10 protein-coding genes are annotated in these 13,810 nt (G+C 25.0%); all 10 read right to left on the reverse strand.

All coding sequences use genetic code 4. From position 1 onward, the window contains the following. Positions 1–17: 17 nt before the first annotated feature. The 10 genes from T405_RS00410 to T405_RS00455 all read right to left on the reverse strand — a co-directional run bounded on the left by T405_RS00410 (position 18) and on the right by T405_RS00455 (position 13,323). On the reverse strand, positions 18–728 hold the full coding sequence (locus T405_RS00410; protein WP_036429975.1) for a GntR family transcriptional regulator: 711 nt from the start codon (positions 726–728) through the stop codon (positions 18–20). A gap of 70 nt (positions 729–798) precedes the next feature. Then, positions 799–1,470, reverse strand: a complete 672-nt coding sequence (locus T405_RS00415; protein ID WP_036429978.1) for a hypothetical protein — start codon at positions 1,468–1,470, stop codon at positions 799–801. Next, positions 1,470–2,714, reverse strand: coding sequence for an ABC transporter ATP-binding protein (locus T405_RS00420; RefSeq protein ID WP_036429980.1), 1,245 nt, complete (start codon positions 2,712–2,714; stop codon positions 1,470–1,472). Before T405_RS00420 ends, T405_RS00415 begins: the two co-directional genes overlap by 1 nt. 1 nt (position 2,715) lies before the next feature. Further along, positions 2,716–3,675 carry a sugar ABC transporter permease gene (locus tag T405_RS00425; RefSeq protein WP_036429982.1) on the reverse strand — a complete coding sequence of 320 codons (960 nt, stop codon included), beginning with the start codon at positions 3,673–3,675 and terminating at the stop codon, positions 2,716–2,718. A 1-nt stretch (position 3,676) separates the two neighbouring features. After that, entirely contained in the window at positions 3,677–6,739 is a 3,063-nt protein-coding gene (locus tag T405_RS00430) for an ABC transporter permease subunit (RefSeq protein ID WP_036429984.1), read from the reverse strand. 2 nt (positions 6,740–6,741) lie between these two features. Further along, positions 6,742–7,248, reverse strand: a complete 507-nt coding sequence (locus T405_RS00435) for a hypothetical protein (RefSeq protein WP_036429986.1) — start codon at positions 7,246–7,248, stop codon at positions 6,742–6,744. Position 7,249: 1 nt separating this feature from the next. Next, positions 7,250–9,694 (reverse strand): hypothetical protein, encoded by a 2,445-nt coding sequence (locus T405_RS00440; RefSeq protein ID WP_036429988.1) that lies wholly within the window; start codon positions 9,692–9,694, stop codon positions 7,250–7,252. Between the two features lie 33 nt (positions 9,695–9,727). Then, the gene (locus T405_RS00445; protein WP_036429990.1) at positions 9,728–10,177 is read right to left on the reverse strand and encodes a hypothetical protein; all 450 of its coding nucleotides are present in this window, start codon (positions 10,175–10,177) and stop codon (positions 9,728–9,730) included. A 98-nt stretch (positions 10,178–10,275) separates the two neighbouring features. Next, positions 10,276–12,153 (reverse strand): alpha-amylase family glycosyl hydrolase, encoded by a 1,878-nt coding sequence (locus T405_RS00450; RefSeq protein WP_036429992.1) that lies wholly within the window; start codon positions 12,151–12,153, stop codon positions 10,276–10,278. 189 nt (positions 12,154–12,342) lie between these two features. Beyond that, positions 12,343–13,323: a hypothetical protein gene (locus T405_RS00455; protein WP_169734320.1), complete on the reverse strand. Its 981-nt coding sequence runs from the start codon at positions 13,321–13,323 to the stop codon at positions 12,343–12,345. Between the last annotated feature and the right edge of the window lie 487 nt (positions 13,324–13,810).

Raw genomic sequence — 13,810 nt, forward strand, 5'->3', positions numbered from 1 at the left:
AGTTTTTTATTTATTTATTAGTAATTTAAAGAAAATTCTTGATGATAAAATTTAAAGAATTCAGGTTTAATATAATACTTACCAGCGATACTTACACTATCATTATCATAACCTCAAAAGGTAATAACAACTAATAACTCATCATTTAATTTTGAACATTTTTCATACTTTAATTCATAAACTATGTTTTTTAGTGCTTTACGGTCATTTAAACTTGCTACTAAAGGTTTGTTTAAGTTAAGTGGTTCATATAAATCTACTACTTTAAGTGAAATATATATTTCTGCTTGACCAATTATTTGTCCTTTTTTTTCTAATTGTTTTTCAAATGTTCTAAAGCCATTAACAAAAATTATATTCTTTTCTTGGAATCAGTTAGGTTTAATAGATGTAACTTCATTGCCAAAAATTCTGTCTACATCTAACATAAACGGAATTGGTTTAATTAAATTATGAAAATTTTCTGCTACAAAGTGTCCCCTTTTAGAAATAGAATAAATAGCACCTATGGATTCTAATTTTTGATATGCAGATACAACAATACTTCTCGAACAGTCCATTTTTTCCATTACATAGTGTTCTGAAGGCATTATCTTATTTACTGGTACTTTTTTTGAAACTATTAAATCAATTAAATAATCAACTACCATATTTGTTTTGGTTTTGATTGCTGATTTTTCAGAAACTTTAACTATTTTCTTTCTTTGATTATTATTATTCTTTAACATAACTCTATATTTTACTAAAAATATTTTTTATTTTGTTAATATAAGTAAAAAACCAAGAATTAACTTGGTTTTATTGTTTTGAATTGTCTAGAATGTATTTAATTTCTTTTTTTAAATCTTCAGTTTCAGGAGGTAATGAATTTAAAATAATATCTTTTTGTATAAATCCAAAACTTTTCTTTGCAACAATAACTAGAATAATTGATATAAATGCTAAAATCATTGATATTCATGATGTTGTATAGTTCATTTTGTTTGAAATTTTTTCAGCAAAAATTATTCAATTACTTTCATTTTCAGAAAAGATATATTTACCACGAGTTACTTCTGTTGGTTGTAATGCATTAATTAAAAACATTAATACAAAAACTAAAGGAATTAAATAAAATAATAATTTAAAATGTTTATCTCCATTACTTTTATTTGTATAAATTAAATATTGTATAAAACTTAAAATAAACAAAATCATAAAAGTAGTAAAAACAACTAATGAGTTTAATCAAGTAAATAATTCCTTTAATTTATATGCTGTAGATAAATTATAGATTTCTTGAATAGATAATCCTGCTGAAGATTCTCCTGAAGATATAAAATTATATTCAATTTCAATTCTTTGAGCAAATCTGTTAAACATAGTAAATTGCAATATAAGAATAATGAAAAAGAAGAACGATAAAGTACCTAATAAAATTTTTCTTCTTAAATAATTGTATTTTGAATCAAAATATTTAAACTTATTCATTAGTTAATTCTATTTTCAGTTTCTTTATCAAATATATGAATTCTAGGAACAATAAATTCAACATATACATGTCCATATAATTCATATTCTTCATTATTAGAAGCATTTACTATAAATTCTATATCCTCATTAATTTTAACTGCTATTAGTTGGTCTTTACCTATTAATTCAATATTAGTAATCTTTCCTAAAACAGAATTAGGAACTGATTTATGATGAATACGTAAGTCCTCACTTCTAAATCCTATTTCTAATTTTTGATTTGGTTTTAATAGTTTTGTTGTTTCAGGTTCTAATTCAATTTCAACCTTACCTAAAGGACTAAATACTTTTCCTTCTTTGTAAATTGCTTCAAAAGTATTCATTGTTGGAGAACCAATAAATTTCGCAACAAAGATATTAGCAGGTCTGAAATATAAATCTTTTCCTTTTCCACTTTGTTGAATTTTACCATCATTAAATACAACTATTTGATCTCCCATAGTCATAGCTTCTAGTTGATCGTGTGTTACATAAATACTGGTTGTGTTTAACATACGGTGAATATTAACAATTTCTCTACGCATGTTTTCTCTAAGTTTAGCATCTAAGTTAGAAAGTGGTTCATCCATTAAGAATACTAATGGTTTTCTGGCTATTGCCCTACCTATTGCTACCCTTTGTCTTTGTCCACCTGATAAATCTTTTGGTTTCCTATAAAGTAGGTGGTCAATTTTTAAGATTTTAGCAACGTCTTTAACTCTTCGATCAATAACATCTTTTCTTTCGTTTGCTATTTTTAAACCGAATGCAATGTTATTATAAACATTCATATGTGGATATAGAGCATATGATTGGAAAACCATAGCTATATTACGTTCATTCGGTAAAAGGTTATTGTATCTTTTATTGTTAAATAATAAATCACCTTTAGTAATTGAGTTTAAACCAGCTATCATTCTTAGTAATGTTGTTTTACCACAACCTGATGGACCTAGAAAAATACAAAATGTTCCAGGTTTAATATCTAAATTAATGTTTTCTAATGTGTAATTTTCATTACCTTCGTATTTTTTTGAAAGATTTACTAGTTTAATTTCTGCACCATTATTAGATGAATAAACTTCACCAACTTCTGAAACTAATGCGTCAATATCAATTGTTTCAAAACCATTTTCTAAATCTTGTAATTTATTTGTATGTGGTAACAATTCTTTAACTTCTTTTTCTTTATTTATCGATTTTTCTTTATTAAATTTAAACATTTTATCCTTTCACTGCTCCATCACTTAAACCACCAACTATATATCTTTGTAAATACATAAATAATGCAAAAGCTGGAATTGAAGCTAATAATGAACCAGCTGCATATGCACCTGCATTAACATGTTTTGGTTCAGCATTAATAAATATATCTAATCCTACTGCAAGTGTTTTTTCATCATTGTTAACTAAAACGAATTTAGGTAAGATAACATCAGTGAATGGTGTTAAGAAAGATCAAAGAGCAACCATTATTAATGCTGGTCTGATAACTGGAACTAATATCTTAAAGAACAATCCTCAATTTGTACATCCATCAACTTTACCTGAATCATCTAATTCTGGCGAAACAGTATCTAAATATGATTTTAACATAAATGTGTTTCCTGCTACTGAACCACCTGAATATATTAGAACAAGCATAAAGATAGATGGAATACCTATATTGTTCCCCATACGAACTAATAAATATAAAGAAATTAATGCAGTTGTAGCTGGTATCATTTGTAACATCATAATAATAGTTAAAGAATGTTTTGAACCTGCAAATTTAAATCTAGAATAAGCATAACCATTTAATGCCACTGCAACTGTAGAAATAATCATTGTCAATCCAGCAATAATAATTGTGTTTAAATATCATCTACCGAATAAACTACGTTCATTTTCAAATAAATATTTAAAGTTATCTAACCCAAAGTTAAAAGGTGTAATTGATATGATACGAGGGTTTGTTACATTGAAAGCAGCAAGCACCAACGATACAATTGGGAATAAGATTATAATAGATCAAAAGATTAATATTAAATAATTGAAGAACAATCATATTATTTCAAGTGTTGTTGGAGGTTTAGTGTCTGATTCGTTGAACTTTAATCTTTTTGGTGATAATTTTTGTTCTGAAACTTTGATTTTATCAAAAACATGTTGATAAAACCTATTTCTTAAAAATTTCTTAATCATCTTAATCTCTCCTTGACATTGATTTTATAAATCCTCTTGCACCTACTGCAATACTAAATATAGCTGCAAGTGTGGTTAACGCAGCAGCAAAGGCTTGATTTCCTTCAAAGTTTGCTGCTCCTGTAGTTAATTTATAAACTCATGAAATAATAATATCAGTTGAAGCTTCACCAAATATAGTAGATTCAGCAAAGTTTGGACCACCACCAGTAAAGATAGAAATTGTTGTAAAGTTATTAAATGCTCCAACAAATTGTCCTATTAGCATTGGTGAAATAGATAGTAATAATGATGGTAATGTTAAATATCAGAATAATTGTCTTCCTTTTGCCCCATCAACTGAACCTGCTTCATAAATATCTTTTGGTATTGATTGCAAGTTTCCTGTTACTAACATAAATATAAATGCATAAGCAATTCAAGTTTGGACAATAATTACTAATACTCTTGCTGAATTTATTTCAGACAATCAATTCAATGGTCTTTCTATTAAATTAAGAGATAACATAATGGTATTAATATAACCATCACTTCCTTCTTTAAATGCTGTTTTTAGGAATGTTAAAGTAACAAAGGCAGGAATTGCCCAAGGTAAAATATAGATTAATCTAAATATTTTCTTAAATCTTATTCTTTGACTATTAGTTAAAACAGCAATAATAATACCAAAACTAATAGGTAAGAAAGTTGAAGCAACTGTTCAAATAGCAGTTCAGCCAAGAACTCTACCTAATGATAAAAACATTTTATTTTCACGAAATTCTCATCAATATCCTCAGTTTTTCAATCCAACTCAATCGACAGTTCTTCCAGGCGCTTCATGTAGATACCCATAATTTGTAAATGAAACTAAAACAGATGTAATAATAGGTGTAGCTACTATAAATAACATTAACACTCAACCAAGTATTGAAATAACTCAAGGGAAACCACTTGTATTTAGTCATCTTTTTGTGTGAGACCACTTACTTGGTCTTGAACCATATTCTAAGTATTTTGCAACTTTATAAGCACCTAGTCCTGAAACAATAAAATATATGAAAACAAATACCATTAATAATACTGAGATTACTCCACCAAATAAGTATAATCTAGCATCTGTTAATATACCTTTATTTATATCATGTAAACTTTTTCCTAAATCACTAAATCCAGGTATTCCACCCATTTGGTCTCAATAAAACCCGAAAGCAAACGGAATAATTAAAACTCAAGCAAAGATACTAAAAATAGACATAATAATACCTTTAACATATTGCTTAAATAATAAAATTTCTGATAAACCAGGGAAAATTATTCCTAAAAATAGTGATAATCATCTTAGATTTTTCATTGTTTCGATTGGAATAGATTTTTGTGCTTCTGTTATTTTACTTTCATAAAGTTTTTTATTAACCTTTGTTTCTGCAAATTCTCTTCAGAAAATTGTCTTTAAGATTTCCTTATTTGCTAGAGATTTTGATTGTAATTTAACTTCATTAATTGATTCTTTTTTCTCTATTTTGTATTCATATAGTTTGTTTTTATAAGCTTGTTTTGAAATAACTTTCTCTTGAAGTTTTGCTTTTAATTCTTTTATATTTTGGTTATATTTATTTTTAATTTCATTAAATAAAATTGTATTTTTTTCTTTTTCTTTAGTTAACTCGCCACTTTCTTTTAATTTAAATATTTTTGTTTTAGCTAATATTTTTTCTTCACGATATTTCAATCTTGTTAACCTATAATCAATAAATCTTTCTTTTAATGCTTTAGATTCTTCTAAATTAAACTTACCTTCATAGGTATAACTTTGTTTTGATTTACCAATTAAGTATTTTAATTGTGATTTTAATAGTAATGAAAATTCATATTGATTTCTTAAAATATTAGTTTTTGAATAATAAGTTTCAAAAGATATTTTTACCAGAGGATTATTTGAATTATTTTTATAGTTTAATAATTCGTTTGATATATTAACATTTTTCTGTGTTATTTCTTCTAAAGATAAATTATTAAAACCAAAAGTAATTTTTGGTAAATCAGTTACTCTTTTACTTAAAAATCCGTATAAATCTTTATTTAGTTGCAATTTTGCTCTTTGTTTATTGAAAAGTTTTTGCTCTTTATATTTTGATTTAATGTTTTGAACTTCTTGAACTGATTTTAGTTTGATTTTCTCAAAAAGTTCCTTGTTTTTTTGTTCTTTAGCTAAAATTAATTGTTTTTGTTCTTCTATTTTAGCTAACGATTCAATCTTCTTATGTTTATTTAAAGAATTTAATTCACTTACCTTGCTTTTATATTCGTATTCTAACTGTAATATTTTTTGTTTTGATTCTAAAATAATTGCTTGTTTTTCTCTATGATAAAGTTCTTTTTCTTTTAAATAGGTTTGATTGTATTTTCTTTCAAGTTCATTTTTACGTCTTAATAATGACAATCTTTGTTTTTCAATTCCATCAAAGATTTCTTTAAAGAATTTACTTGATTTATTACCTAACTTATCTATTCAAACTTGTTCAATTGGTAATAACTTATCTTTTAATTTACTAATATCAAAATCAAAATCATTAAAAGTTGTTATATATAATTTTAAAATATTAAAAATTGTATATTTTTTGAATAATTCATTTTCTTCATTCTTAGTTGTTATTTGTAACTTCTTAATATTTTTTACTTTATCTTCTAAATCATCTGCAGATTTTGTGAGTGAATAAACAAATTCTTTTGCATAAGTTTGAGTATCTTTTAATGAGTGTTTGATTTTCTTTATTTCAAAATTTAATAATGAAACACTAGATTCACTAAAAGCTAGTTTTTTAATTGAATCTTTTAATACAGCAACCTTATTTTTATAAGCTACTTTATGACTATCTAAATTTCTTTTTAAATTATCCTGTAATTTTGTTCTAGCTCTTAAGAACAAGTCTTTATCTATATTTTCTTGATTTTTTATTTTAGTTGCTTGTCTTGAAAAAATGTTATAAACTTGTTTTTTATAAGCTTTTATATTACCTGAAGCAGCTGGTAATATATTATCGAACGTTTCGCCATATCAATTATAAAGTTTTAATTCTTCCATAATTATTTGCTCCGTCCTTTGTGTATTTTATATCATTCATAATAACTAAATTTTCTCTTTATATAATATTGAATTGCATAAACTATTAATGTTATTGTTATAATTCCAGAAACCAAGGAAACTAGTGAACCTAAAACTATTTGAAAATTAGTTAAATTATCTGTTCCTTGATAAAAGGGCAATGCAATTAATGTAACAAACACGATGATTCAAATGCTAAAAAAGAAGTACCCAGCAGTTAATTTATTTCTCAATAAAAGGATATAAATCATAAAAAAGATAATTATAAATGTGTTAGCAAAATATGAAACTAATGTCTTAATTGAAATATTTTTTGCTAATTCTGAGATTTCTTCTTTAGACAATTTCTTGATTTCATCTGTTTGTTTAATTCCATATCCAAAAGGAATTAAAACTCATATAAGAAGCACTGCTGTAAGCAGTGCTAATAATGTCATCAATATATAAAACTGTGATTTAGTTATATTTGTTTTGTATTTTTGATACATTTTATTTTGTTTCTATAATAACGCTTGTTGCAGTTGGGTCTGTAAATGTGCTTGCTCATTCTGAGAATAAACTTGATAAATTATCTTCAATTGCACTTACAAATTGTTCTTTTGTAGTTACACCTTTTCCTTTAAGTGTTTTATAAAATTCTGCATTTCCAAATGTTCTATCATTTCATCTTCCTCATACATGTGAGAATTGAGGGTTAGATGAGTCGAAACGTGTTGGTTGTGTAGTTAAAACACCAATACCATTATTTTTTAAATCTTTTGTTGATGTAACAACTTTTAATATTTTGTCAAAACTTAGCAATTTATCATATTTAGCTAATTCATCAATAACTTGTTGACCTTTATATTCTGAAGATGTATTATCTTTTTTAGGCATATTTTTATTTGCTAATTCTGATCTAACTAATGATGAAATACGTGCTGCATTTACGTAGTTTCCGAAATACGCTTTTGCTACTTTTTCAATTGTTGCATCATCTACTGTTGTTTTTGCTGCTTTATTTGAAAAGACTTTAGCTTTAGCAACAACTTTTGATTGTAATTCTTCTAATTTGTTTTCTTTAATTGCGTTTGAAATTTCTTCAATTAATGGTAAAACATCTGATTCTTTATTATCTCCGTTTGCACCGAAAATTATTTTTTCCACTTTTCTCATATGGAATGAACCTTTATTTTCTCCATTTTCTGCTTCTTGAACAATATTATCTTTATATTCTTCTGATAATGCAGCAAATGCTCCGTCCTTAAGAATTTGCGCTCCTACTTGTCATGGTTGGTTACCTTGTCCACCAACTAATTGATTACTTCAATCATTTGTAAGACCTAAAAGACTTGCAATTGTGTTTCTTAATGGTAATGTGGAAGTTAATGAAGAATTTAATGTATTGTATGATTCATCAGAAATAAATGTTGCTTTTTTATCTCCTGTAATTTGCATTTCTGATGCAGGTATCATATTTTGTTCTGACATTGGACTTGTAGCATCAGTTGTTTTTTCTCAAGCATTTCAGTTAATTCCTGCTGTACTTATTGCAATTAATGGTTTTAAAAATTCACTTGTTGCTGTTTGTAATTCAGAAATTGATGAATAACCTAAATCTTTTGATAATTTATTGAATCTCTCAAATTCTCTTGAATTTTCTTGCTCAATACTTCTATTAATTTCAGTTTGTCTACTATCTGCAAATGGAACTTTTGAATCTGTTTTAAAGTATTCATAATATGATTTTGGTTGGAATGCTAATTTTAATACTTCAGTAATAGCTTTTTTTCTTCCTTCACTAGCACCATTGTTTCTTGAGTTAACCATATAAGCTCAAGAACCTTGTGCTTGTTTATATGGAACTGTTTCATTTACTTTAAGAACATTGAAGAATGATTTAGCTTTTCCTGCACGTTCTGAGTTTTGAACATCTCATGTTCCAATTAAAGCATATGATAATTTACCTTCTGACATAAATTGCATTAATGAATCATGAACATTACCCATATTACTTACATATAAACCTTGTAAGTCACCTTGCTTGAACCCTTTTCTACCTCATACAGTTTTAGTGAATTCTGTTTCATTCTTAATGTAAGCAGCTTCAATAATTGGTCAAACTAAATCCGCAACTGCTTCAAGACCTTTTTTGTAAATTTCGTGATGCTTATCTGTTTTAATAAAACCAGAAGTTGTTTTTGTTCCATCATAATATAAAATTTTTGAAGCTAGAATATTTGCAAAATTCTTACCAAATGCTTCTTGCTCTTCTTCAGATAATGAGTTAAAGTATGTTTCCATACCCCCATAAAAGACACCATTACCATATCAAAGGTCTTGTATTCTTAATACTGTTTCCCCTGCTTCAACTAATTCTTTTAATGTATCTGTGTTAGTATTGTTAAAAATTGTTCTTGTTTCTTCTTCTGATTTATTTGAAGCTAAAATAATTCCTTCTTTATTGTGTCTTAAACCAACAAATTGTTCTACATTTCTTAAACCATCATTTGATTTTCCAACAACTTTACCAAATGCTTCCATTTCTTGTCTTTGAACATCTGATAAATTTAAATTTGTTGCTAATTCACTAAATAGTGTAGGTGAAAATACACTTAAATCTACTAAAGCATTTTTTTGGACAAAATCAGTTAAACGATCTTGAGGTCCATAAAAAATATCTGGTACTAATGGATCATTTAATCCTTGAACACCAAAATCAAGTGCAGATCAAACATCCTTGGTTATTGTTTTAATACGGTAACCTTCTTTGTATGATTCTGTATTTTGGAATTTTTCAATAATTTCTTTATAGAAATTTTGTTGAACTCCATCTACTGCTACAACAATTTCTTTTGATTCACTAGATTCAGAACTACCACATGAAGCAGCAGCTAAAAATCCTGCAGTTGATAAAAGTGATGAACTTAATAAAAATAATTTTCTTTTTTTCATTTTTCCTCTTTAATTAATTAAATAATGGATTATCTATTCAAAAGCTAATTCATTTTTTTGATATGCAACTATGTTAAAAAGTATACTTAGTGGACTTAAAAGTAATATCCCAGTTATTCCACCAATAATTCCGATTCATTTATTAAACTCAGTTTTAGATAAAATGTACATAATATGCATAAACATAAAAACTTGAACCAATCAAGATAAAATAAAAATCGATAATAATACTCTGAATTCAAATTTCTTTAATACTAATAAAATATTTACTGCATTTGAATTGTCATTTTTTTCATTTACTATTTTCAAATACATATACAAAAATACTATTTGAATAATTAAAATCAAAATATTAGAAAATATATTAAATAAATATTCTAAAATTTTTGGTTTGTATTTTCTTTCTAATGGTAATTTTCCTAAAAAAAACCATCGTAATCGATCTTTAAACGATATTTTTTTGAATTTTAGCTGCCTTTCCATAATCCTAATTTAATTTTAATATTTTTTATTATTTTATTTATATATATTAATTATAAAAAGATGTTTTTTTATTTATAACTTGACATATCAAGATGTATTTATTTAATTAATTTGTAAACACCTAATTGAATATCGTTTGAACCAATTATTTCTTTTCCCTTAATTTCATAACCATATGAAATAAGTTGATTTATTTCTTTATAATCTTCTTTGAATTTAATGTTTGTTTGTTTTAATGAATCATTATATATAACTAATATTAATGTATTTTCATCTTCTTTTCTTACTGTTATATTATTTTCTGTTATATTAGATTGAGAAAAATCAATAATATCATTTGGGTTAACAATATATTTAATATCTTGTTCTCTAAGTGATTTATATTCTTTTCTTAAATTAATTAATTTAGAAATTATTTGATATGATCCATTTTCATTTGCTATTAAATCTTCTACATAACCTTCACCTTTTGAAGTTAAAGTTTGGATTAAATCATTTGGTGATTTCGCTTCCTTAAAATAAACTCTCTTATTTTTATCTTTTCAATAAAATGCTTCTCTGACATTTATATCACCTTTGCTTTTATTTCCACCTTGCATTAATATTTCATTTCCATTGTATAAAATAGGCATTCCTCCTCTTGATAATAATGAAAATAAAGCAGATAAATAACCGGCACGCTCTTGTAAAGTCAGTTTATGTAATTCTAAGTCAAGTGATGTTGTTGTTTTGTGGGTTTTATAATTTGCTATTCATCTATCTATATCATGATTATCTAAAAAAGGAAGTCACTGTCTTTTGATCCCATTTATAGAACTAAAAGAATTAATTAAGTTTACTTCATTATCATAATTAATAAACGGTTGAAGTGAGTATTTATAATTTTCTCCGTCTATAACTGTACCAAGAGCAGGTTCAAAATCTCTAGTAAATCAATATTTATTAGAATTACCTACACTTTGTCATCATTCACCAAACATAAATGCAGTATCAGATGAAACACTGTGTCCTTTATTTTTTAAATTATTTAATTCTTCTTCAACTACTTTTCTTCAGGAATTAAATAAACTTGTTGTTTTTCTATTATTTAAATCTGTTGGCTTATTTTTATTTTCAGAACCGAAATAATGGTAAAAAGCATCATATCTAAAACCATCTACACCTTTTTTAGTTCAAAAGCGATGGATATTTTCTATTTCTTTTTGTACTTGTTTATTAGTTAAATTTAAATCAGGCATACCTGACCAAAACTGTGCAACATATTTTGCTTTCGTATCATTCTGATGATATTTATCAATATTAATATTTTTGAATAATTTTCTAATATTTGTATCTACTCCTTGTCCTTTAGATTCATCATTTTCATAAAAATAATAATAATCTCTGTATTTTGTATCACCTTGCAGTGCTTTTAAAAATCAAGGATGTTCATATGAAGTATGGTTTAATACCATATCTATAACTACTTTAATTCCTTTTGAGTGTGCTTCTTTAATAAAATCATCAAATGCTTCCATACCACCTAATTCTGGTGCTATATTTGTATAATCTATAACATCATAACCATGATAACTTGATGCAGGATGAATAGGAGAAAGATATAATGTATCTATTCCTAAATTTACAAAGTAATCTAAATTATTTTTTAAACCAATAAAATCACCTATTCCATCACCATTACCATCAGCAAACGAATAAACTGTTAGCTGATACATAACATTAGAAGGTCTAAATTTTTGATTGAATTCTGCTTTAAATTCTGCTTTGGCAACTTCATCATCATAAGTTAAATTTTCTAAACTATTGATTCTATTTATATTATTAAATGATTCATCTCCCCAATCCTTCAGTGTTTTAATTTCTGATAATTCTTCATAATTACTTTTTATGTTTTTATTACAAGAACTAATAATTATTCCTGATAAAGCAATAGGAATCATATTTATTAATTTAGTAAAATGTTTTTTAATTTTCATACTTAAATTATATATTTACCTTTTTATAAAAATAAAAAATATCAAATAAAAGAACTTTATTTGATATAACAAGAAATTAAATCATAATAAATTGTATATATAAGTATATCGATATGAAAAAATAAGAATTAGATTTTAAAAAAAAGAAAGTTAAATCAAACAAATAATAAAAAAACTAAGTAATTTAAATTATTTAGTTTTTTTATTATTTGGATTTAATTGATTAGATCTATTATCCTTATTTTGCTTGTAAGCAATATTATTTGAATTTTTGACATTTGATCTTTGATCATTAGGTCTATTATTCATAGTCCCTCCTTTCTTTTTATTTAAAAATATTTGATTTTTAATGAGTTTTTTTATTTTTAGAATTGATTCTTTATAATCTTCATCAGTAAAAATCTCTCATTTTTTCGAATATTTCTTTAACAAATAATTTAGTTCATTAGAAATATTATTATTATTCAAATATTTATTATTGATGTTTTTAAAAAATAAATCATTCTTTCCATCATTGATTTCTGCTGTTCTTCTTCTTTTTTGAAAGTCATCTGCAGATGTTTCAGAAGCACTTTTTCTATTTAACTTTATTAGCTCATAATTTTTAAGAACAACAAAAGTATAATCTACTTTAGGTTGAACTGAAAGCATTATTTTATAATAAGGTTTGTATAAGTATTTTCAAAACAGAATTTGTTTTTTATTAAAGTATTTCATCTCAATCAAAGTATCTGGAAACAAGAAATCATCTATCATATGTCTATCTATTAGTGAATAAGAATAATCAGACATTTCATTGATTTGTTTTAGTCTATCTTTAAAAAACAAAATTTGTGTTTGATAACCATTAGTTTTGAAATCTTCCATATATTTGAAAAAAACTTTTTCATCTGTTAATCTTTCATCAATAATCTTAATATTATTGGTTTTTAAAAACTCACTTAATTCTCTGATTATAGTTGATTTACCAGATGCACCCATACCAATAAAGGCAAATCTGATTTGTGATTCATTTTTTTCTAACCAAAATAAGTAAATAGAAAAAGTCATATATATTGCATTGATTAAGATTAATGTAATATCTAAAAAACCTATACCTGAAAAGAATAAGATGCTTGCGATGTTTTTAAAACACCAAATAATTCAACTTGACTTAAAACCAATAGTCATTAAAATTAAAGCTATAACAGAAACACTATTTGATGTTGATAATAAAATGGAACCTCATATAAAATTATTAAAGTTATAACCAAAATATTTATAATCTTTATAAATTAAATATTTAACTACTTTATTTATAAGAGGGTTTGTAAAATAAATATAAGAGGGTTTGTAAAATAAAAAACTAAAAATACGCAAAGTCCTAAAATAAAGATAATTAATAATATTTCTCATGAAATAATATATTTAGGTATATTTTTTGTTTTTCCTCTTTTAACTTTTCAAAATGTAATAATCATTATTAAAATATATATAAAGTTTAAAGTAGCATCAATCAATAAAGTATTGTAAACTAAATAAATAATTAAGAATATTGCATTTAATGTTGCAATTAAAAATCCTATCCTGCGTTTCCCAGAATCTCTAAAAATAGTTAGTTTTTAGAGATTTTTATATAACTATGTTATATAAACTTTTTAGTTTTTATACTTGTTAT

The sequence above is a fragment of the Mycoplasmopsis felis ATCC 23391 genome (genome assembly GCF_000701865.1).
GTDB classification, from domain to species: domain Bacteria; phylum Bacillota_I; class Bacilli_A; order Mycoplasmatales; family Metamycoplasmataceae; genus Mycoplasmopsis; species Mycoplasmopsis felis.